Genomic DNA, 20,730 nt, shown 5'->3' on the forward strand with positions numbered 1-20,730 from the left:
GGATACGGAACAGCGGTTCCTCTTACCTCCCCCTCCGACTGGCAAGCGCCAGCCACCTCCCCCTGGCGGGGGAGGATCAAGAGGTCACCGCAACACGCGCCCCGCGAGCCCCGAACAATCCGCATCCCCCGCGACCGGCCCCTGCTTCCCCGAAATCGCCCGCCCGATCGCCTTGAAGATATTCCCCACCGACTTCACCTCCGGCGGGATCGTCACGGCCGGTCGCTCGATCGTCCCCGTCAGATACGCCGACCCCGGCAACCGCAGCAGCGCATGCTGTTTCGGCGTCCCGGTCAGTCGAATATCCAGCGTCTCCCCCGGAAACACCACGCTCCCGGCCCCGCGCAACTGGCTGGCGGTGGTATCGACGATCATCGGATCGACCCGCCCGCGCCCGCCCGTCACGTCCAGCTTCAACACCACGCATCGCAGACCCGCGCGCTCACCATCCTTCGCCAGCAACGCCCGCGCCGCATCGAACCCCAGCGCGGCGGCAATCCCCTGCGGCAACTGCCCATCGCGCGCGACGAACCCGATCGTCCCGTTCGACCGCCCGACCGCCGCGCGGATCGTCTCGCCCGGCCCCTTCAGCCGCACCCGCGCGCTGACGTTGCCGCTGAAATCGCCGCCGCCGCCCGCGATATCCTGAACGCTGCTCCCGCGCAGCCTGAGGTCGATATCGACCGTCGGCACTTTCCGGTCGCCGCGCTGGTCGACCGTCACCTTGCCCGTGACGTTGCCATGCGGCAGTCGCGCGACCAGATCGCCGAGCGTCAGAAGTTGATGATCGATCGCCAGCGTGCCCTTCGCGGACAGGATCGGCGACGAACCCTTGGCGCTGACGATCCGCCCAATCCGAAACCCCATCCGCGCGTCCGTCGTATCGATCTTGCCGATATCGATCCGCGTGTTGGGCACCAGCCGCGGGCCGATCCGACGTTCCAGCGCGGCACCCTCGGCCTTGCCCTCGTCCGAGGCGAGGTCGCCGAAGTCGAACTGGCGCGACACGATGTCGCCGTCGACCTTGCTGCGCCCCGCCTGCTTGTCGACCGACACGTGACCGGAAAAATCCGACCGCCCGACCACGCCCTTCAATTGCGTGATCGTCCATTTCGGCTGGTCGTGACGGACATGCGCTCTGAACGACACCGGCTGCGTCCGGAACAGCCCCGCCTCTATCACCGCGTCGATCAGCTTCAGATCGGACGCGCGTGCCGTGACGTCCAGCGTCATCGCATCGGTATCGAGCGGCTTGTCCATGAGGCCCTTGGCGGTCACCGACAGCTTTTCGCCATCGATCGAAGCGGTGAACGGCCAGGGTTTGCCATGAAACTTCTCGACCGACGGCCCCGCGACGCCGATCCGCACCGCAGCGCCGCGGATCGTCCCACTCCCGTCCGCCCGGACCCCATGCACCGGATCCGACGCGAACCGCGCCTTGACGAAGCGATCCTCCTTGTCGTCGCGATACTCGATCACGCTGTCGCTGATCGTCAGCCCCTCGAGATCGGTCGAACTGCCGCCGCCCTTCGGCTTGCCCGGCCGCTCCCAGTTGGTCCGACCGTTCTCGTCGCGCACCAGCACCAGATGCAGCCCGCGCGCCTTCACGTCGCGCGGCCCGAACGCACCTTTCAGCAGCGCGAGCCCCGAAAACGTTGCCTCGGCCTCACGCAGATCGACGAAATCGCCCTTGCCGGCCCAGTCGGCCTGCGGGATCCGTACGTTCGTGATCCGGATCGTCGGATTGAACCCGAACGCGTCGACCCGCTCGATCCCGCCGATCGTCACCGGCCGCCCGAACCGCGCGGTCAACTGCCGCTCGATCACGCCCTTCAGCGATCCCCACGGAAACGCGGCAAGCCCCACCAGCCCCAACACGAGCACGCTCGCGACAACGATGCCGGTGACTTTAACCCAGCGTTTCTCGAAGAATCCCCTCATCATAGCGGCGACGCGCCGCCGGGGAAATCGTTCCGCCTGCGTCAGGACCGCTGCCGCAGATTACGTCCGTTCGCCCTAGCCACTGCACCACCCCGGCGGAGGCCGGGGCCCAATTGGGCAACGTCGCTAACGACGGACAGCGCTACGTTACGACCACCTTGCCACTTGGGCCCCGGCCTCCGCCGGGGTGGTAAGGTGGGTCGAGCGCCTCAGAAATCGATCGCCATGCCCTTCAGCTCCCAATCGCCATAGCGCGTAGGATCGCGCGGCTCGGGGTCCTTGTCGGGCACGATCGCCTCGGGCTTCGGCACCGGCGTATTCTTCGCGAGATATTCGGGTGGCTTAACGTGATCGGGGCGCTGGCCCATCGCGGCTCTCCGGATTTGCGTGTTGGCGTCGTAACCGCCACATGGGCCCTGTCGCGCCGCTTTGCCACAAGCCGCGCAGCAAACCGAACGCGAAGGACCTTCATATGCCCGACTATACCCACGCCCCCGAGCCGCTCGGCGTCCCCACCCGCCGGGCCGCGCTCCGCCTGCTCGACGCCGTCCTGCGTCGCGGCGAGTCGCTCGAATCCGCACTGCCGGCCGCAACCCGCGCGATCCACGGCCCCGACCGCGGCCTCGCGCACGCGATCGCCGCCGAGACGCTCCGCCGCCTCCCCGATCTCGACGCGATGATCGATTCGGTCACCAAGACCAATCTGCCCGACGATGCCAAGGCGCGGATGGCGCTGCGGATCGCGCTGGTCCAGGTGCTGATCCTCGGCACCCCCTCGCACGCCGCGATCTCGACGGTGTTGCCGCTGGTCGACGGTGGCCCGCGCAAACTCGTCCACGGCGTGTTCGGTACGCTGTTCCGCGCCAACATGCTGCTCCCCGAAGTGCCGACGCTGCCAGCCCCAGTCGAACTGCGCTGGGAAGCGGCGTGGGGCGAGGAGATGGTCGACGCCGCCGGCCGCGCGATCGCGCAGGTGCCGCCGCTCGACCTGACGATCGCCGATCCGTCCGAGACCGAAGGCTGGCGCGAGAAACTCGGCGGCGAAAGTTTCATGCCCGGGCATCTCCGCCTCGGCGACCATGATTCGGTCCCCGACATGGCGGGCTTTAGCGACGGCGCCTGGTGGGTGCAGGACATCGCCGCCTCGCTCCCCGCGCGGTTACTGGGCAAAGGGGAGGGCCATGTTCTCGATCTCTGCGCGGCACCCGGCGGCAAGACGCTGCAACTCGCGAGCGCCGGTTGGACCGTCACCTCGGTCGACAACTCCCAGAGCCGCATCAAGCGCCTCCGCGAGAACTTGTATCGCACGCATCTGAAGGCCGAGGTCGTCAACGCCGACATCCTCGAATGGGCACCCACCGAGCCCGCCGATGCGATCCTGATCGACGCGCCGTGCAGCGCGACGGGCATCTTCCGCCGCCATCCCGACGTCCTCCACCGCGTCCGCCCCTCGATCATCGCCGAAACCGCCGCGTTGCAGGCGCGGATCTTCGCGCGGGCGGCGGACTGGGTGAAGCCCGGCGGCACCCTGGTGTACGCCACCTGCTCGCTGGAACCCTCCGAAGGCGAAGCGCAGCTCGACGCGTTCCTGTCCGCCCGCAGCGATTACACGATCGCCCCGGTCGACCAGTCCGAACTCCCCGCTGGCATCACGCCAACGGAAACCGGCACGATCCGCACGCTCCCCGGCATGCTGGCGGACCAAGGCGGCTGCGACGGCTTCTTCATTACGAGACTGAAGCGCACCTAAAAATCCTCCCCCGCAAGGGGGAGGTGGCTGGCACTCGCCAGACGGAGGGGGAGGGGGCGACACCGCAGGTTGCGTGTTCCTCCCCCTCCGTCGTCTTCGACGACACCTCCCCCTGGCGGGGGAGGATCAAGAGGCCCTTCGCACCAACCGAATCCCGCGCTAGGACAAAACCATGCAACCCGTCCGCATCGCCCCCTCGATCCTCTCCGCCGATTTCGCCAAGCTCGGCGAGGAAGTCCGCGCCATCGACGCGGCCGGCGCCGACTGGATCCACATCGACGTGATGGACGGCCATTTCGTCCCCAACATCTCGTTCGGCCCCGCGGTCATGAAGTCGGTCCGCGGCGTCACCACCAAGCCGTTCGACGTCCACCTCATGATTTCCCCCGTCGACGCGTATCTCGACGCGTTCGCGGAGGCCGGCGCCGACTGCATCACCGTGCATTACGAAGCCGGCCCGCACATCCACCGCTCGCTCCAGCACATCAAGAGCCTCGGCAAGCGCGCGGGCGTCGTCATCTGCCCCGGCACGCCGGCGAAGATGCTCGACTATCTGCTGGACATGGTCGACCTCGTGCTGGTGATGAGCGTCAACCCCGGCTTTGGCGGGCAGAGCTTCATCCCGAGCCAGCTCAAGAAGATCTCGGCGATCCGCACGATGATCGAAAAGAGCGGCCGCGCGATCGATCTCGAAGTCGATGGCGGCGTCGACGCCGAGTGGGCGAAACGCTGCATCGACGCTGGCGCCGACGCGCTGGTCGCCGGCACCTCGGTCTTCCGCGGCGGCCCCGATCACTACGCCGCCAACATCGCCGCGTTGCGGGGGTGAACGAGCCGCGTGATCTTGTGACCGATCCCGCCCCCGACGGGATCGACGAAGGCCGCCGCCTGATCCGGCTCGGCGGCGACAAGGGGCTGTCGCTCGCCGACCGCCTGGCCGAGCGCTTCCACCGCCTGACGTGGCGCACCCCGCTCCACACGCTGCGCCTCAAGGGCCGCTACCCGCTGAAGCTGATTGCGGTCCCCGACGACCCCATCCTCGGCGACATCCCGCGCGGTACGATGTTGCTCGAAGGCGTCCTCTCGTTCCGCGGCGAAGCGCGCGATATCGAGACGCTCGATCTCGCCAAGCCGCTCCCCAAGCCGTTCGCCGAATACCTTCACAGTTTCGCCTGGCTTCGCGACCTGTCGACCGTCGCTACGCGTGCGCGTGGCGCACCGATCGCCGAATACCTCATGGGCCTCTGGCTGACCGCGCACGCCGACACGCAGGGCGGGATCGCGTGGCGCCCGGACATGTGGGGTCGGCGCATCCTCGCCTGGACCGCGCATGCGCCACTGATCCTGTCGTCGTCCGACCAAATCTACCGCTCGAAGGTGCTCAACGCGCTCGCAAAGGGCGCCCTCCACCTCGACCGCAATGCCGACAAGGCGCCGGCGGGCGCCCCCCGCATCGCCGCGTGGTGCGGAGTCGTCGCGGCCGGGCTGCTAATCCCCGGCGGAGAACCAAGGCAGGCGTTCGGTGAAGCCGGCCTCCTCCGCGCGCTTGGCACGGGCCTGTTCGACGATGGCGGCTCGGTCTCGCGCAGCCCGGCGATGCTGCTCGATTCGATCCAGCTGCTGACGCTCCTCCAGGAAAGCTACGCCGCGCGGAGCGCCGAACTCCCCGAGACGGTCGCGGTCACGCTCACTCGGATGGTCGCGGCGCTGCTCGGTGTTGCGCACGCCGACCGCGGCCTGTCGAGCTGGCAGGGCGGGGGGCCCACCACCGAAACGCAGGTCGCCGCGGTCATCGAAGCCAGCGGCGTCCGCACCCGCCCGCTCCGCCAGGCGCGTGACTGGGGTTATCAACGCCTCGCCGCCGGTACCGCGGTGCTGATCGTCGACGCCGCCCCACCGCCAATCGCCCGCCTCGTCGAAGGCGGCTGCGCCTCGACGCTCGCGTTCGAATTCTCCGATGGCCCCGCGCGGATCGTCGTCAATTGCGGCGGCGCCCGCGCGGGCATCGCGCAACTCCCGCCCGCGATGGTCGAAGGCCTGCGCTCGACTGCCGCCCATTCCACGCTGACGATCGCCGACAGCAACTCGACCGCGATCCTCACCGACGGCACGCTCGGGCGCGGCGTCGGCGAAGTCGAACTGAGCCGCCAGGAATCGGACGCCGCCAGCCGGATCGAGGCGAGCCACGACGGCTATGTCCGCCGCTGGGGCTTCCTCCACCGCCGCCAGCTGATGCTCACCGGCGACGGCCGCGAACTCCGCGGCGAGGATGCGCTGCTGCCGCAAGGCCGCAAGCGCCGCACCGGTCTCTCTCTCTTCGCGATCCGCTTCCACCTCGGCGAAGGCGTGCAGGTTTCCCCCACGGCAGACGGGCTCGGCGCGATCCTCCGCTTGCCCGGCGGCCCCCTGTGGCAATTCCGCTGCCGCGGTGGCGCGCTGGTGGTCGAGGACAGCGTCTGGATCGACACCGACGGCCGCCCGGTCGCGACCCAGCAACTGATGATCACCGGCGAAGCGGCGGCCGGCGGCGCGAGCGTGAGCTGGGCCCTGAAAAAGGCCTGACCTCTTCCCCCCTCCCTGAAAGGGAGGGGCCGGGGGTGGGTAGGCCAGCTCGCGCTCCAACGGTTGGACCACGCGGAACCCGACCCACCCCCAACCCCTCTCTTCCAGGGAGGGGAGAAGCACACCCCTCTGTTCCCCAACGTCAACCAACGCTAAGGCACCGCCGCACGGCGACCCCCGACGAAAGACCCTCATGACCAGCATCCCGAACACCCTCCCCATTCGGCGCGCGCTCCTGTCCGTCTCCGACAAGACCGGGATCGTCGATCTCGGCAAGGCGCTCGCGGGCCACGGCGTCGAGCTCGTCTCCACCGGCGGCACCGCCACCGCCCTCCGCGCCGCGGGCCTCACCGTGCGCGACGTGAGCGAACTCACCGGCTTCCCCGAAATGATGGACGGCCGCGTCAAGACGCTCCACCCGATGGTCCACGGCGGCCTGCTCGCGGTCCGCGACGACGCCGGTCACGCCGCTTCGATGGCCGAGCACCAGATCGGCGCGATCGACCTCGTCATCGTCAACCTCTACCCGTTCGAGGCCACCGTCGCGAAGGGCGCCGACCGCGACACCGTGATCGAAAATATCGACATCGGCGGCCCCAGCATGGTCCGCTCGGCGGCCAAGAACCACGCCTATGTCGCGATCGTCACCGACCCCGCCGACTATGCACTCGTCTCGGGCGGCACCACGACGCTCGACGACCGCAAAAAACTCGCCGCGAAGGCCTTTGCCACCACCGCCGCCTATGACTCGGCGATCGCGACGTGGTTCGGCACCGTCGACCAGGCCGAGGAATTCCCCGCCACGCTGCCGATCACGCTCAAGCGCGGCGACACGCTTCGCTACGGCGAGAACCCGCACCAGTCCGCCGCCTTCTATACGGCAACCGGCAACGTCCGCGGCATCGGCCAAGCCCGCCAGCTCCAGGGCAAGGCGCTCAGCTACAACAACCTCAACGACGCCGACGCCGCACTCGAACTCATCGCCGAATTCCGCGACGCCGACCCCTCGGTCGTCATCGTCAAGCACGCCAACCCCTGCGGCGTCGCCACCGCCGCGACGCTCGCCGAGGCTTATGCCGCCGCGTTCGCCTGCGACACGGTCTCCGCATTCGGCGGCATCATCGCCGTCAACCGTACGCTCGACCCCGAGACCGCACGCGCGATCACCGGCATCTTCACCGAAGTCGTCGTCGCTCCCGATGCCGACGAGGAAGCGATCGCGCTGTTCGCCGCCAAGAAGAACCTCCGCCTGCTGCTGACCGGCGAATTGCCCGACCCGGCCCGCGCGGGCTTGACGGCAAAGTCGATCGCCGGCGGCTGGCTCGTCCAGGGCCGCGACAACGGCACGCCGGGTGAACTGAAGGTCGTCACCAAGCGCCAGCCGACCGAGCAGGAACTGATCGACTGCCGCTTCGCCTGGACCGTCGCCAAGCACACCAAGTCCAACGCGATCGTCTACGCCAAGGACGGCAGCACCGCAGGGATCGGCGCGGGCCAGATGAACCGCCTCGAATCCGCGCGCATTGCCGCGTGGAAGGCGAAGGACGCCGCGGAGAAGGCCGGCTGGTCGACCCCGCGCACGATCGGCTCGGCGGTCGCCTCCGACGCGTTCTTCCCGTTCGCCGACGGCTTGCTGGCGGCGGTCGAGGCCGGTGCGACGGCAGTGATCCAGCCCGGCGGCTCGATCCGCGACGCCGACGTCATCGCGGCTGCGGACGAAGCCGGCCTCGCAATGGTCTTCACCGGCATGCGCCACTTCCGCCACTGAGTTCGCCGCGCCGGACGCTCACTAACCGTTCCCCCGCGAAAGCGGGGCCCAGGACCACAAACGCCATCGCTAGTAACCCTGGCCTCCCGCCTCCGCGGGAGAACAGTGTGCATGGCAAGGCTGCCCATAAAACGGGCACCTCCACCGCACTGCACAAGTTTTAACCGCAAATCGCCTCTCTACCCGCTCCCCAAGCACACCTTACTCCTCCACGCCGCAACTGGCACGCACATTGCGAGGCATCTCCCGTAACAAGGGGGAAGGGCCGCGATGAAACTCGTCATTGCCATCATCAAGCCGTTCAAGCTGGACGAGGTGCGCGAAGCGCTCACCACGATCGGCGTGGCCGGCATGACGGTCACCGAGGTCAAGGGTTTCGGCCGTCAAAAGGGCCAGACCGAGATCTATCGGGGGGCCGAGTACAGCACCAACATGGTGCCCAAGATCAAGATCGAGGTGGTCTGCGCCGCCAGCCTGTCCGACCGCGTGGTCGAGGCGATCCAGGCATCGGCGAACACCGGCGCGATCGGCGACGGCAAGATCTTCGTGCTCGACGTCGGCCAGGCAGTGCGGATCCGCACCGGCGAAACCGACGATTCAGCGCTCTGAGGGGGGACATGATGAAGCTTGATATGAAGACAGCCGCCGTCGCGGCGCTAGGGTTCGGAGCCGCGATGATCGCCGCCGCACCCGCCTGGGCACAAGCCGCAGCCGCACCGGTGGTGGCGCCCGTCGTTGCTACCGTGAACAAGGGCGATACCGCCTGGATGATGACCTCGACGGTCCTCGTCCTGATGATGATCCTGCCCGGCCTCGCGCTGTTCTACGGCGGTCTCACGCGGTCGAAGAACATGCTGTCGACCATGACCCAGATCGGCGCCGTCGCGGCACTTGCGATGCTGATCTGGGTGATGTGGGGCTACACGCTGGCGTTCGGTCCGGACGTGAGCAACCCGCTGCTTAGCAACTTCATCGGCAGCTTCGACAAGGCGTTCCTGAAGGGCGTCACGCCCGCCTCGCAGGCGGCGACCTTCACCGCCGGCGTCGAGATCCCCGAATATGTCTTCATCTGTTTTCAGATGACCTTCGCCGCGATCACCATCGCGCTGGTCCTGGGCTCGGTCGTCGAGCGCATGAAATTCTCGGCGGTGATGGTGTTCGGCCTGATTTGGCTGACGATCGTCTACTTCCCGATCGCGCACATGGTTTGGGCATCGAGCGGTTATTTCTTCAAGGCGGGCGCACTCGATTTCGCCGGCGGCACCGTGGTCCACATCAACGCCGGCGTCTCGGCGCTGGTCGCGGCGCTGATCCTCGGCAAGCGCATCGGTTATCCGAAGGAGCCGATGGCGCCGCACTCGCTGGTCATGACCGGCATCGGCACCGGGCTGCTCTGGGTCGGCTGGTTCGGCTTCAACGCAGGGTCGGCGCTCGAGGCGAACGGCTCGGCCGCGCTCGCGATGCTCAACACCTTCGTCGCCACAGCCTCCGCTGCGCTGTTCTGGATGCTTGCCGAGAAGCTCTCGGGTCACAAGGGTTCGGCACTCGGCTTCTGCTCGGGCATCGTCGCCGGACTCGTCGCGGTGACGCCGGCTGCGGGCAACTCCGGCCCGTTCGGCGCGATCATCCTCGGCGCGATCGCCTCGCTGATCTGCTTCATGGCGGTCTCGAAGCTCAAGCCGATGCTCGGCTATGACGACTCGCTCGACGCCTTCGGGATCCACGGCATCGGCGGCATGGTCGGCGCGATCGGCACCGCGGTGGTCTACGCCCCGTCGCTCGGCGGGCCCGGGGCTGCGGACTATGCGATGGGCGCCAAGCTCTTCGTGCAGATCCAGGCGGTGATCGTGACGATCATCTGGGCCACGATCGGCACCACGATCGCGATCTACGTCGCCAAGGCCGTCACCGGCCTGCGGGTCTCGCCGGAAGTCGAGCACGAGGGTCTCGACATCGGCGAACACGGCGAGCGCGCCTACAACTGAACACCTGATCGGTAGCGGGCCGAGCGAGCCCGCACCCACGACGTTCCTCCTGCGGACAACCTTGGCTCGGTGTGGCAACACACCGGGCCTTTTTTTGCGTCGACCGAAGTGGGACTTCGATCGAATGTGAGGGGGGAACGCACCTCCTCTATTCTCCCGTGAAGGCGGGAGCCCAGGACCAAGCAAAGCGGCGAGATTTAAATTCCCCTCCCGCTTGCGGGAGGGGTTAGGGGAGGGGCCGACGTACGTACTGGCGTCCGGCCTATGGGGCTAACCCCTCCCCCGACCCCCCCCGCGAGCGGAAGGGGAGCAGAAGAGTGCTGTCTCCCCGCATCGGTCGGCACTCAAGTCCTGTGCGCCAGCACCTCCCCGGCGGAGGCCGGGGTCCAATTGGCAAGGTCGATGTAACGAGGAACAGTCCTCCGTTATCGCCGTCCCCCAATTAGGCCCCGGCCTTCGCCGGGGTGGTACGAACACCCGCTATAACTCGCGCAAACACCCCCACCCGTTCGTGCTGAGTAGCGACCGAGTAGCTCCGCAAGGAGCGTATCGAGGGCGCGTATCGAAGGACAGGTTCCGCGCACCAACCTGTCCTTCGATACGCCGCTTCGACAAGCTCAGCAGCTACTCAGGGCGAACGGGGTGGGTGGAACTGACCGGCGAGGGGGTAGGCCGGGCGAGAGGCGCGGGCGCACAAAAGCAGCGAACCCAGCGAAAGCCCCCGCTAAACCCGAACGCTTTTCGGCGCCAATCGCCGGATATCCAGCACATCGACCTGCGCCAGCATCACAGCCCCCAAGGCCCGGTCCCCGGTCTCCACCAGTATCCCCTCCTGCGTAGCCCGCACCGTCCGCCACGAAACCTCGCGCACGGCCAACCGCTTCCCGATCCGCTTCACCGCCGCCACGCGCCCATCGTCGGCAACGGCAAGCGCCCCCCGGCCATCCGCCCCGACCACAGCCCCCGCCACCGCGAACCCGGCAAGCTGCGCCTGCGCCGCCTCCGCTGCTTCCTCGGGCGTCTCGATCTTCACGACCCGCCGCATCCGCACGACCACCCAGCTCAAGGCGCCCAGCAACACCACCACGGCAGCCACGACGCCGCCGACGATCGCAGGCGTCATCGCGGCCCTGCGAGCGCGTCCAGCATCGGTCGGATCCCGCGCAGGTCATACCCGGCGTCCTCGGCCTGCGCGAGCAGCAGGTTCGGATTCCGCCCAGCCTTCGCCGCCGCCAGCGCCCACAAATTGCAGCTCCGCGTCCCCGACCGGCAATACGCCAGCACCGGCCCGTCCGAATCCGTCAGCGCCTGCGTCATCGCGTCGATCTGCGGATGCGAGAACCCCGCATGTGTCACCGGAATCGAGACGTACTTGAGCCCGGCCGCTTCCGCCGCCGCGCGGATCGCGTCACCCGAAGGCTGACCCGCATCCTCGTCGTCGGGCCGGTTGTTGACGATCGTCTTGAACCCCGCCGCCGCGATCTCCGCGACGTGCTCGACGCCGATCTGCGGCGCGACCGAAATACTTTCGTTGATGTGCCGTATCATGCGGACTCGCGGATCACCTGGAGGAAGGCATCCCCATAGGCGTCGAGTTTCCGCGCGCCAATGCCTGAAAGCACCGCGAGCGCCGCCCGCGACGCCGGCCGCTGCGCCGCCATGTCACGCAGCACCGAATCGTGGAAGATCACATACGGCGGAACGCCCGCCTCCTTCGCCAGATCGCGCCGCCGCACGCGCAGCGCCTCGAACAGCGGATCGTCGACCGGGTTCGGCGTAGCGCCAACCGCCCCCTTGCGCCGCCACTCGCGCTTCGGCGGCACGACGATCGACACCGCCGCCTCGCCCTTGAGGATAGCCTTCGCCGCCGGCCCGAACTCCAGCCCGCCATGCGGATTGGTCCTGAGCGCATCTTTCAGCATCAGCGCACGCGACACCGGCTTCAGCAACGCGACCTCGTCGCCATCGACGATCCCGTATACCGACAACGCCTCATGCCCGTTCATCAGGCTCCGCTCCGACGAAACGCCGGTCAGAATACTCTCGATATACCCTACCCCGAACATCTGCCCGGTCCGGAACACCGCCGACAGGAACTTCCGTGCCGTCTCGGTCGCATCCACCGCATCGACATTACCGAGGCAATTGTCGCAATTCCCGCAATCCTCCAGCCGCTCCTCGCCGAAATGCTTGAGCAGGATCCGCCGCCGGCACCCCGCCGTCTCGACCAGCCCGCCCATCGCGGTCAGCCGCTGGCGTTCGCCCGCCTGCCGCTCGGGCTCGACCTCGCCGATCCGCTGCCGCGCACGCGCGAAATCTTCCGCGCCCCAGAACAGGTGCGCGATCGCCGGATCGCCGTCACGCCCCGCGCGCCCGGTTTCCTGATAATAGGCCTCGATCGATTTCGGCAGCCCGGCATGGCACACGAACCGCACGTCGGGCTTGTCGATCCCCATCCCGAACGCGACCGTGGCGCAGATCACCATGTCCTCGCTCGCGACGAAATCGGCCTGGTTCTTCGCGCGCACCTGCGGATCGAGCCCCGCATGATAGGCGCGCGTCGGCCGCCCGCTCCGCCCCAGCGCCTCCGCCAGCTTTTCGGTCGCCGCGCGCGTCTGCGCATAGACGATCCCCGGCCCCGGGATCTTCTCCAGGATATCCGCGATCTGCCGGTTGACGTTGTCGCGCCCCGAAATCGCATAGCGGATGTTCGGCCGGTCGAACCCCGATACGATCAGCCCCTCGCGGGAGATCCCCAGCTGCTCGAGAATATCCGCCCGCGTATGCGCATCCGCAGTCGCGGTCAGCGCCAGCCGCGGCACGTCCGGAAAGCTGTCGAGCAAAGGCCGGAGCAACCGGTAGTCCGGCCGGAAATCATGCCCCCATTCACTGACGCAATGCGCCTCGTCGATCGCGAACAAGCTGAGCTTGGCCTGCGACAGGAGATTGCGAAAGCTCTCGTTCGAGGCGCGCTCCGGCGCCACATACAGCAGGTCCAGATCGCCCGCCCGAAACCGTGCGATCGTCTCCTCACGGTTCGTATCGACGCTCGTCAAAGTCGCCGCCTTGATCCCCACCGCCGTCGCCGCCCGCAACTGGTCATGCATCAACGCGATCAGCGGCGACACGACCACGCACGTCCCCTCCAGCATCGTCGCGGGCAACTGATAACACAGCGACTTCCCCGCCCCGGTCGGCATGACGGCCAATGTCCGCTGCCCGGCCAGCACCCGGTCGACGACATCGCGCTGCACGCCGCGGAAATCGGGAAAACCAAAGATGCGCTGCAGATCGGGAAGAGGGTCGAGTGCCATTGCCAAGCGATCTAGGCGCGGCATGCCGCCCCGTCGAGGGCGCGCATACATTCATTCCCGCCCGGAAAATCGTTGCGACGGCGTCACGATGTGCGACACCGTTCGCATCGGTTCGGGAGGAATGGCGTGACAGGCTCAATTTTTCGCGGCGGTGTCGCGGCGTTCCTCTCGGTCGCGCTCTTCCCGATCGGAAGCCCGGCCTCCGCCGCTGACAAGGAAACGCCGGTTCGCGACGTGCCCATCGGTGGCATGATCGCCGCGACGATCAACGGCACGCCGGTTACGCTGCGCGTCGATCCCGGCGCTCCCGGGCTCGTCCTGATGACCACCGCCGCCGCCGACCGGCTCGGGTTGAAAGGCGGGGTGATGGAGCTCGGCTATTCGGTGGGCGGGCAAGGCGCGATGCAAGCTACGACTGTGCGGCCGATGACGCTCGGCGCCACCCGCGTGAAACGCCGGATCGGCTTTCCCAGCCGCAAGAAGGTCGCGATCGACGCGCGCTGGATCGGCCGTGCCTATGCGACCGTCGGCGATGGCAGCATGGGGCCGGGATCGCTCCCCGAATCCGTCGTGCGCATCGCCCTCCATGCGTCCCGCGCGGGCGAACGGACGGTTGCGCTGCCGATGGTCGATGGCGGCGGCGTGTTCGGGCGGCTGTCGGGCGAGTTCGCGCAGATCATCATCGGCGGCCAGCCCGTCCGAATCCGCTTCGACCCCTATCACCCGCGCACAACCGTCACCGCCAACGCCGCATCGCTGATCGCCGAGGCACAGCGCGGCACGCTCACCGGCAGTGCCGAACCGGTCGAGATCGCCTTCGGCATCGCGCGGCCGGTACGGACGATGACGCTCGCCACTCCGCTCGCGGTCGGGCCGCTGCTGCTGTCGACACTCGGCGTCCGCACCAGCGACGTCGGCAGCGCTGCCGCGATCCCCGAAGCCGACGCCGCACCGCCCGACCCCGACGAGATCGTCGTCACCGCCAAGGGCAAACGCGACCCCAAGCGCGACCGCCTGACGCTCGGCGCAGACCTGCTCGATCGCTGCTCCGCCATCGTCTTCGACAAACCCGCCAAGCAGATCAGCCTTACCTGCGCATAAACTCCGTCGATATCCGGCCAGTCTGCCGCGGTCCGATCATGGACCGCGACCCTTCGTCCCTGCATCCTCCCCCGTACAATCCGGGGGGACGCGCATGGAACTGAGCATCAGGCTGGCCGAGCTGCAGAAGCGCACGATCGAACACCGCGAAGTCCTGCTGACCGAGGAAGCGGCGAAGACCGCGCTCGTCATGCCGTTCCTCCAGTCACTCGGCTACGACGTGTTCAACCCGTCCGAGGTCGTCCCCGAATTCACCGCCGACGTCGGCACCAAGAAGGGCGAGAAGGTCGACTACGCGATCTGCGCGGGCGGGAAAGTGTCGATCCTGATCGAGTGCAAGCCGTCCTCGGTGCAACTCAACGTCAACCACGCGGGCCAGCTGTTTCGCTATTTCAGCGTCACCGACGCGCGCCTCGCGGTGCTCACCAACGGCGTCGTCTACCACTTCTATTCGGACATCGAGCGCCCGAACAAGATGGACGACAAGCCGTTCTTCACCTTTACGATGGACGCGATCAAGCCCGCCGACATTCGCACGCTCGAGAAATTCACCAAGGCCGCGTTCGACATCGACAAGATCGTCCAGGAGGCCGGCAACCTCAAGACGCAGTCGCTGATCCGCCTCGAACTGGAGAAGGAGTTCGCCGAACCCTCCGACGAGTTCGTCCGGATGATGGCGCAGCGCGTCCATGGCGGGCGCCTGACGCCGGCGATCAAGGACGGTTTCGCCAAGCTCCTCGCGCCCGCAATCGCCGCGCTGATCCGCGATTTCGTCAACGAACGCCTGTCGTCCGCCCTGAAGGCGTCGAGCCCGGTCGAGGATCTGCCCGTGGGCGCGTCCGACGATCCGTCCGACGGCGACGGCATCGTCACCACGCAGGAGGAGATTTCCGGCTTCCACATCATCCAGGCGATCGCCTCGCGCCTGGTCGACCCGAAACGCGTGATCGTCCGCGACGCGAAGTCGTATTGCGCGATTTTGCTCGACGACAACAACCGCAAGACGGTCGCGCGGATGCACTTCAACGGGATTACGACCAAGTATCTCGGGATGTTCGCGGGGAAGGACGAGACGCGGCATTTGCTGTCGGACCTGACGCACATCTATCAATATTCGAGCGCGATCGAGGCACGGTTGCGCGAACTGGATCCGTCGATCCCGGCGTAATGGATGCGGCGCCTAGCCCCCGCTCTCCTTCTTTCGTTCCCTCGCGAACGCGGGGGGCCAGGACCAGGCAACGCCATCGCTCGTGATTCCTGGCCCCCCGCGTTCGCGAGGGAACAGAGGAGATTGCCTGCACCGCGACGATCGCCTTTTGGGCTCCACCCCGGCACCCATCCCACACCCACCCCGGCGGAGGCCGGGGCCCAAGTGGAAAGGTGGCAATAATGACGCGCTGCCCTTCGTCAGCAACGTCCCCCAATTGGGCCCCGGCCTCCGCCGGGGAGGTGCCAAGGGAAAAGGGGCCGCTCGAACAACGCTAGCGCCATCGCGAGCACGACCCACTGCCCTCCGTCATGCCGCACTCGTTCCGGCATCCACCGTTCCGCATACCCACTGAGCGCAAGTCGCACGGCACGGTGGCCCCCGGAACTGCCCGGTTTCACGTCATCCAAGCAGCTACACAACCCCGGCGGAGGCCGGGGCCCAGTTGGAGAGGTCACAGTAACGGAGCGCCACCGTTGCCAGCAGCGCTTGCCAACCGGACCCCGGCCTCCGCCGGGGAGGGCGGGCTGGCTGAGAACACTCCCCCGTCATGCCGGGCTCGTTCCGGCATCCACCCGTCCCCGAACTCGAAACGCGCGAGAGTTTGCGGAACGGTGGTCCCCGGAACAGGTCCGGGGTGACGGCGTGTGGTATGGCGAGCGTTCGCCGTTACACCAGGTGCCTGAGGCTCACGCCCTACTCCGCCGCCAGCGCCCCGTCCGCTTCGCCAGCCCGCTCCTGCGCCTGCCGGTTCCACATCTCCGCATACACGCCGTCCTGCCGGAGCAGATCCGCATGCGTGCCCTTCTCGACGATCCGCCCCGCCTCCAGCACAACGATCTGGTCCGCATGCACCACCGTGGAAAGCCGGTGCGCGATCACGATCGTGGTCCGCCCGCGCTCGATCGCCTCCAGCGTATCGAGGATCTCCGCCTCGGTGCGACTATCCAGCGCGCTCGTCGCCTCGTCCAAAATCAGGATCGGCGGGTTCTTCAGCAGCGTCCTCGCGATCGCCACGCGCTGTTTCTCGCCACCCGACAGCTTCAATCCGCGCTCGCCGACCCGCGTCTCGTACCCGAGCGGCTGGCGCTCGATGAACCCCGCGATCGCCGCACCCTTGGCCGCAACCTCGACCTCAGGCATCTCCGCACCCTCGCGACCATAGGCGATATTGTACCCGATCGTGTCGTTGAACAGCACCGTATCCTGCGGCACGATCCCGATCGCGGCGCGCAAGGACGCCTGCCGCACCTGCGCGATATCCTGCCCATCGACGGTAATTCGCCCGCCCGTCAGGTCGTAGAACCGGTACAGCAACCGCGCGAGCGTCGACTTCCCCGCCCCCGACGGCCCAACGACAGCCAAGGTGGATCCGGCCGGCACGTCCAGCTCCAGGTCGCGCAGGATCGGCCGCCCCGCATCATACCCGAACGACACCCCCTCGAACCGCACATGCCCCGCGCTTACCGCCAGCGCAGGCGCACCCGGCGCGTCAACGACCGTGGCGGGCGTATCGATCAGGTCGAACATCGCCGCCATGTCGAGCGCGCCCTGCCGGATCGTGCGATACACCATCCCCAACAGGTCGAGCGGCCGGAACAGCTGTGCCAGCAGCGTCGACACGAACACCACGTCGCCCGCCGACGCCTCCCCGCGGCTCCACCGCCACACGACGAACCCCATGCCGCCCGCCAGCATCACATTGGTGATCAGCGCCTGGCCGAGGTTCAGCCACGCGAGCGAATTCTCGCTCTTCACCGCCGCCTCGGAATACGCAGTAATCGCGCTGTCGTAGCGCCGCGCCTCGCGCTCCTCCGCGCCGAAATACTTCACCGTTTCGAAATTCAGCAGCGAATCCACCGCATGCGCGACCGCCCCGGTATCGAGGTCGTTCATCCGCGCACGCAGCGCATTGCGCCAGTCGGTCACCATCCGCGTGAAAAGGATATAGCCGACGACCATCACCATCGTCGCGACGACCAGCGGCCAGCCGAACTTGGTCCAGAACAGCCCGAGCACCAGCACCAGTTCGAACACGGTGGGCGCGATGTTGAACAGCAGGAAATACAGCATCGTGTCGATGCTCTTCGTCCCCCGCTCGACCACCTTGGTGACCGCGCCCGTCCGCCTGGACAGATGAAAGTCGAGGCTCAGCGCATGCAGATGGCGAAACACCTGCGCCGCCAGCCGCCGCGACGCATCCTGTCCGACGCGCTCGAACACCGCGTTGCGCAGATTGTCGAACAGCGTCGTCCCGAACCGCGACGCCGCGTACCCGACTACCAGCAGCACGACGAGCGTCAGCGCCCCGCGATCGTTCCCCGCCATCCGGTCGACCGCGTATTTCAGCGTGAACGCGGCGCCGAACACCTGGATCAGCTTCGAGGCGATCACGAGCAGCATCGCGACGACGATCCGCGCCTTCAGCTTGGGCTGCCCCGCCGGCCACAGGAACGGCAGGAAGCGGCGAAGCGTCGGCAGCAAAGGCTGGTCCGCGCGGGTGGAGGTGTAGGTATCAGGGGGCATGGATCGATGCGATGTAGGCGCAGTCAAGCCCCGGTAAAAGCAGTTGGGGGAACAATCCTGCCGCTTCATCGCTTTTATCGGTACGTCCTGCCGCAACGGCGTGTCGCAACCGGAGAGTGAAATGGAACCGCTGTTCTACGTCATGGCGATCATGGGTTGCGGCGACGGCAATTTGAACTGCACCGAGGCGCGCGTGATCCCGGCGCGCTACGAGACGATGGCGCAGTGCCGCGCGGCACTCCCCGACCAGCTAGCGCAGAACACCGATGTTCCCTATCCGATGATCGGTGCGAACTGCCGTGCGAGCGGCGTGATCATGGCTAAGGCCGGCAAGGCCAAGCCGCAGGGCTAAACTGTTTCCCCGCGGAGGCGGGGACACAGACTGGACTCCCGCCTTCGCGAGAGAACAAACTAGACGCCGGTAGTTACCGTGGCCGCGTCCACAACCGTGCATCCCTCGGCGCCCGCGGATACAGCGTCTCCCGCCGCGCCGCCTCGCGCGCCGCCTTGGCGATAAACCCCAGCTTCTGCATCCCCGAGGTCGTCACCCGGTGGTCCCACGCATGCTCCCCCCGAGCGGCCACGGTCCGCCCGATCGCGCCATAGATCCCCGCCGCCGACAGCACCGCCCAAGCCGAGCGGAACGACAACGCCGGCGTCCCCTCGCGCGCACTCGCCTCGAACGCCGCAGCCCGATCCGCCATCCGCTTCGTCAGCACCGCGAGCCGCGAGCGGAACGGCGGCTTCATGTGCTGCCCCGGCGGGAAGTCCATCTCGACCAGCCAGTCCTCGGGCAGATAGCACCGCCCGACCCGGTCATCCTCCTCGACGTCGCGCGCGATATTGGCGAGCTGGAACGCCATCCCCAGGTCGCACGCGCGATCGAGCGTGTCCTCGTCGTCCGGGTCGACGCCCATCGCGATCGCCATCATGCACCCGACGACGCCCGCGACATGGTAGCAATATTTGTAGAGGTCGTTCTCAGACCGCGGCCGCCACTCGCGCGCATCCAGCGCAAACCCCTCGACCAGATCGCGCGCGAACCGCTTCGGCAGCCGGGTTTCGGCAGCGAATATACGCAGCGCATCGAACGCCGGTTCGCCGACATAGTCGCCCGCGAGCGCCTGCTCGGTCATCGCCGACAGCGCCACCAGCCGAGCCGGGGCGTCCTCGACGACGGTCATGCCATGCCCATGATCCTGCCCGTCCGCGATATCGTCGCACCGCCGGCACCACGCATACAGCAGCCAGGCACGCTCTCGCGTCGGCTTGTCGAACAACAGGCTGGCGGCAGCAAAACTCTTCGACCCGCGCGCGATCGACTCATGCGCGGTAGCAACGATCGCCTCGCGGGAGGGCAGGGGGGAGGTCATAACCTACCCTCCAACACAACCACCCCGGCGGAGGCCGGGGCCCAGTTGGGGTACAAGACTTGGCTGGCGGTGCGCGTCGTTACTGCGGCCTTCCCAACTGGGCCCCGGCCTCCGCCGGGGTGGCGGCGAGCTTCGGGGTGGCCGCAGGTGCTGGAGCGAGCCGTCAACTTCACAAATCCGACGCGTTCATCCGCACGATCGGCTGCGTCGGCACGTGAGCGGCCATCCGGTCGAGCAGCACGTCCAGCGTATCCGCCACGATCAGCAGATCCCGGTGCTGCGCCCGCAAAAACCCGACCTCGCCCATCTTTTCCCAGAACGCGATCAGGTGATCGTAATACCCAGCGGTATTCAGCAGCCCCACCGGATCCGCATGATAGCCAAGCTGCGCCCAGCTCAGCGCCTCCCACAGCTCGTCCATGGTGCCGGTCCCGCCCGGAATCGTCACGAACCCGTCGCTCAAGTCCGTGAACATCTGCTTCCGCTGATGCATGCCGGTCACGACGTGCAACTCGGTAAGCCCCCGATGCGCGACCTCCGCATCGACCAGCGCCTGCGGAATGACCCCGATAACCTCGCCACCACCCTCGAGCGCGCCATCGGCGATCGCGCCCATCAGCCCGGTCCGCCCGCCGCCATACACGAGGCCAATCCCCCGCTCGGCAAAAGCCAGCCCCAGCGCCCGGGCGCCCTCGATATAAGTTGGATCGGCCGGCGTCGCCGACCCGCAATACACAGCAAGACGTTTCATGCCGCCTCGCTACGAGATGCGAGCACGCGCCACAAGCATGCGAACATCGTCGAACCCGGTATCCGGACCGGCACCATGCACAGCCGATCCGGACGATCGGTCGATCAGCAAGCGCTCCGGCAAGCATCGCCGGCCGTTTTCGCCAGCGAAATGCAGATGCCCTGACCGAACGGGAGCCTGCCGCACAGCGAGATCGCCGCTGCCTGGGCGATGTCGCACCCCGTCTGGCAAATGCCGCCGACCTGTGCCGTCGCCGATACGCCGCTGCTTGCGGGTTCGATCGTCTCGCCCTTGAAATTCTCGCTGATGATGCTGGCGATCAGGCTCTGCTGATCGGCAGTCAGTGTACCCCATTCCTGCTGGTTCACGGTGATGGTCATATCGGCATCCTTCCACGTTTGAACGAGCGGCCGGATGAGGCGATACGTATGTTTCGCCGGCACCGCCGCTCG

The 20,730-nt window shown here is 67.4% G+C and carries 18 protein-coding genes; 9 read left to right on the forward strand and 9 right to left on the reverse strand.

Going from position 1 to position 20,730, the window contains the following annotated elements; genetic code table 11:
• Nucleotides 1–84: 84 nt before the first annotated feature.
• The gene (locus tag H8S47_RS10335) at nucleotides 85–1,941 is read right to left on the reverse strand and encodes an AsmA family protein (protein WP_187503793.1); all 1,857 of its coding nucleotides are present in this window, start codon (nucleotides 1,939–1,941) and stop codon (nucleotides 85–87) included.
• A 209-nt stretch (nucleotides 1,942–2,150) separates the two neighbouring features.
• Entirely contained in the window at nucleotides 2,151–2,309 is a 159-nt protein-coding gene (locus H8S47_RS10340) for a DUF1674 domain-containing protein (protein ID WP_107963485.1), read from the reverse strand.
• Between the two features lie 104 nt (nucleotides 2,310–2,413).
• Between H8S47_RS10340 and H8S47_RS10345 the strand changes: the two genes are divergently transcribed.
• The 6 genes from H8S47_RS10345 (at nucleotide 2,414) to H8S47_RS10370 (ending at nucleotide 10,006) form a co-directional block, all read left to right on the forward strand.
• Complete coding sequence (locus H8S47_RS10345; protein ID WP_187503794.1) at nucleotides 2,414–3,691, forward strand: RsmB/NOP family class I SAM-dependent RNA methyltransferase; 1,278 nt, start codon at nucleotides 2,414–2,416, stop codon at nucleotides 3,689–3,691.
• A gap of 172 nt (nucleotides 3,692–3,863) precedes the next feature.
• The gene (gene rpe / locus H8S47_RS10350; RefSeq protein ID WP_187503795.1) at nucleotides 3,864–4,520 is read left to right on the forward strand and encodes a ribulose-phosphate 3-epimerase; all 657 of its coding nucleotides are present in this window, start codon (nucleotides 3,864–3,866) and stop codon (nucleotides 4,518–4,520) included.
• A gap of 17 nt (nucleotides 4,521–4,537) precedes the next feature.
• Nucleotides 4,538–6,253: a heparinase II/III family protein gene (locus H8S47_RS10355; RefSeq protein WP_328805491.1), complete on the forward strand. Its 1,716-nt coding sequence runs from the start codon at nucleotides 4,538–4,540 to the stop codon at nucleotides 6,251–6,253.
• Nucleotides 6,254–6,446: 193 nt separating this feature from the next.
• Nucleotides 6,447–8,021 carry a bifunctional phosphoribosylaminoimidazolecarboxamide formyltransferase/IMP cyclohydrolase gene (gene purH, locus H8S47_RS10360; RefSeq protein ID WP_187503796.1) on the forward strand — a complete coding sequence of 525 codons (1,575 nt, stop codon included), beginning with the start codon at nucleotides 6,447–6,449 and terminating at the stop codon, nucleotides 8,019–8,021.
• A gap of 270 nt (nucleotides 8,022–8,291) precedes the next feature.
• The gene (locus H8S47_RS10365; RefSeq protein ID WP_056053652.1) at nucleotides 8,292–8,630 is read left to right on the forward strand and encodes a P-II family nitrogen regulator; all 339 of its coding nucleotides are present in this window, start codon (nucleotides 8,292–8,294) and stop codon (nucleotides 8,628–8,630) included.
• A 23-nt stretch (nucleotides 8,631–8,653) separates the two neighbouring features.
• Entirely contained in the window at nucleotides 8,654–10,006 is a 1,353-nt protein-coding gene (locus H8S47_RS10370) for an ammonium transporter (RefSeq protein WP_235982775.1), read from the forward strand.
• A 724-nt stretch (nucleotides 10,007–10,730) separates the two neighbouring features.
• On the opposite strand, the gene H8S47_RS10375 is transcribed toward H8S47_RS10370, so the two are convergent.
• From H8S47_RS10375 to recQ, 3 genes are read right to left on the reverse strand one after another with little or no spacing between them, the layout of a single operon-like run.
• Nucleotides 10,731–11,129: a hypothetical protein gene (locus tag H8S47_RS10375; RefSeq protein ID WP_187503798.1), complete on the reverse strand. Its 399-nt coding sequence runs from the start codon at nucleotides 11,127–11,129 to the stop codon at nucleotides 10,731–10,733.
• Nucleotides 11,126–11,554, reverse strand: coding sequence for a protein tyrosine phosphatase family protein (locus H8S47_RS10380; RefSeq protein ID WP_187503799.1), 429 nt, complete (start codon nucleotides 11,552–11,554; stop codon nucleotides 11,126–11,128). The genes H8S47_RS10375 and H8S47_RS10380 overlap by 4 nt, the downstream gene beginning before the upstream one ends.
• Complete coding sequence (gene recQ / locus H8S47_RS10385; protein WP_187503800.1) at nucleotides 11,551–13,320, reverse strand: DNA helicase RecQ; 1,770 nt, start codon at nucleotides 13,318–13,320, stop codon at nucleotides 11,551–11,553. Before recQ ends, H8S47_RS10380 begins: the two co-directional genes overlap by 4 nt.
• 126 nt (nucleotides 13,321–13,446) lie before the next feature.
• Here recQ and H8S47_RS10390 point away from each other — a divergent pair, with 126 nt between their 5' ends.
• Together H8S47_RS10390 and H8S47_RS10395 are read left to right on the forward strand one after the other, a co-directional pair.
• Entirely contained in the window at nucleotides 13,447–14,421 is a 975-nt protein-coding gene (locus H8S47_RS10390) for an aspartyl protease family protein (RefSeq protein WP_187503801.1), read from the forward strand.
• Between the two features lie 94 nt (nucleotides 14,422–14,515).
• Complete coding sequence (locus H8S47_RS10395; RefSeq protein ID WP_187503802.1) at nucleotides 14,516–15,589, forward strand: type I restriction endonuclease; 1,074 nt, start codon at nucleotides 14,516–14,518, stop codon at nucleotides 15,587–15,589.
• Nucleotides 15,590–16,324: 735 nt separating this feature from the next.
• On the opposite strand, the gene H8S47_RS10400 is transcribed toward H8S47_RS10395, so the two are convergent.
• Nucleotides 16,325–18,154: an ABCB family ABC transporter ATP-binding protein/permease gene (locus tag H8S47_RS10400; protein WP_187503803.1), complete on the reverse strand. Its 1,830-nt coding sequence runs from the start codon at nucleotides 18,152–18,154 to the stop codon at nucleotides 16,325–16,327.
• A gap of 121 nt (nucleotides 18,155–18,275) precedes the next feature.
• Here H8S47_RS10400 and H8S47_RS10405 point away from each other — a divergent pair, with 121 nt between their 5' ends.
• Nucleotides 18,276–18,506 carry a hypothetical protein gene (locus H8S47_RS10405; protein ID WP_187503804.1) on the forward strand — a complete coding sequence of 77 codons (231 nt, stop codon included), beginning with the start codon at nucleotides 18,276–18,278 and terminating at the stop codon, nucleotides 18,504–18,506.
• A 73-nt stretch (nucleotides 18,507–18,579) separates the two neighbouring features.
• Here the strand turns inward: H8S47_RS10405 and H8S47_RS10410 are convergent, their stop codons facing one another.
• The 3 genes from H8S47_RS10410 to H8S47_RS10420 form a co-directional block, all read right to left on the reverse strand.
• On the reverse strand, nucleotides 18,580–19,527 hold the full coding sequence (locus H8S47_RS10410; RefSeq protein ID WP_187503805.1) for a phytoene/squalene synthase family protein: 948 nt from the start codon (nucleotides 19,525–19,527) through the stop codon (nucleotides 18,580–18,582).
• A 169-nt stretch (nucleotides 19,528–19,696) separates the two neighbouring features.
• Complete coding sequence (locus H8S47_RS10415) at nucleotides 19,697–20,278, reverse strand: LOG family protein (protein WP_187503806.1); 582 nt, start codon at nucleotides 20,276–20,278, stop codon at nucleotides 19,697–19,699.
• Nucleotides 20,279–20,382: 104 nt separating this feature from the next.
• The gene (locus H8S47_RS10420; protein ID WP_187503807.1) at nucleotides 20,383–20,658 is read right to left on the reverse strand and encodes a hypothetical protein; all 276 of its coding nucleotides are present in this window, start codon (nucleotides 20,656–20,658) and stop codon (nucleotides 20,383–20,385) included.
• Nucleotides 20,659–20,730 lie beyond the last annotated feature (72 nt).

This window comes from Sphingomonas albertensis (assembly GCF_014358075.1).
GTDB lineage: Bacteria > Pseudomonadota > Alphaproteobacteria > Sphingomonadales > Sphingomonadaceae > Sphingomonas > Sphingomonas albertensis.

Excerpts from the sequence above, each read along its gene's own strand:
- H8S47_RS10410 (WP_187503805.1), bottom strand. The coding sequence starts at position 19,527 with ATGACCTCCCCCCTGCCCTCCCGCGAGGCGATCGTTGCTACCGCGCAT.
- H8S47_RS10395 (WP_187503802.1), top strand. The coding sequence starts at position 14,516 with ATGGAACTGAGCATCAGGCTGGCCGAGCTGCAGAAGCGCACGATCGAA.
- purH (WP_187503796.1), top strand. The coding sequence starts at position 6,447 with ATGACCAGCATCCCGAACACCCTCCCCATTCGGCGCGCGCTCCTGTCC.
- recQ (WP_187503800.1), bottom strand. The coding sequence starts at position 13,320 with ATGGCACTCGACCCTCTTCCCGATCTGCAGCGCATCTTTGGTTTTCCC.
- H8S47_RS10375 (WP_187503798.1), bottom strand. The coding sequence starts at position 11,129 with ATGACGCCTGCGATCGTCGGCGGCGTCGTGGCTGCCGTGGTGGTGTTG.
- H8S47_RS10370 (WP_235982775.1), top strand. The coding sequence starts at position 8,654 with ATGAAGACAGCCGCCGTCGCGGCGCTAGGGTTCGGAGCCGCGATGATC.
- H8S47_RS10405 (WP_187503804.1), top strand. The coding sequence starts at position 18,276 with ATGGAACCGCTGTTCTACGTCATGGCGATCATGGGTTGCGGCGACGGC.
- H8S47_RS10335 (WP_187503793.1), bottom strand. The coding sequence starts at position 1,941 with ATGAGGGGATTCTTCGAGAAACGCTGGGTTAAAGTCACCGGCATCGTT.
- rpe (WP_187503795.1), top strand. The coding sequence starts at position 3,864 with ATGCAACCCGTCCGCATCGCCCCCTCGATCCTCTCCGCCGATTTCGCC.
- H8S47_RS10400 (WP_187503803.1), bottom strand. The coding sequence starts at position 18,154 with ATGCCCCCTGATACCTACACCTCCACCCGCGCGGACCAGCCTTTGCTG.
- H8S47_RS10380 (WP_187503799.1), bottom strand. The coding sequence starts at position 11,554 with ATGATACGGCACATCAACGAAAGTATTTCGGTCGCGCCGCAGATCGGC.
- H8S47_RS10365 (WP_056053652.1), top strand. The coding sequence starts at position 8,292 with ATGAAACTCGTCATTGCCATCATCAAGCCGTTCAAGCTGGACGAGGTG.
- H8S47_RS10415 (WP_187503806.1), bottom strand. The coding sequence starts at position 20,278 with ATGAAACGTCTTGCTGTGTATTGCGGGTCGGCGACGCCGGCCGATCCA.
- H8S47_RS10420 (WP_187503807.1), bottom strand. The coding sequence starts at position 20,658 with ATGACCATCACCGTGAACCAGCAGGAATGGGGTACACTGACTGCCGAT.
- H8S47_RS10345 (WP_187503794.1), top strand. The coding sequence starts at position 2,414 with ATGCCCGACTATACCCACGCCCCCGAGCCGCTCGGCGTCCCCACCCGC.
- H8S47_RS10340 (WP_107963485.1), bottom strand. The coding sequence starts at position 2,309 with ATGGGCCAGCGCCCCGATCACGTTAAGCCACCCGAATATCTCGCGAAG.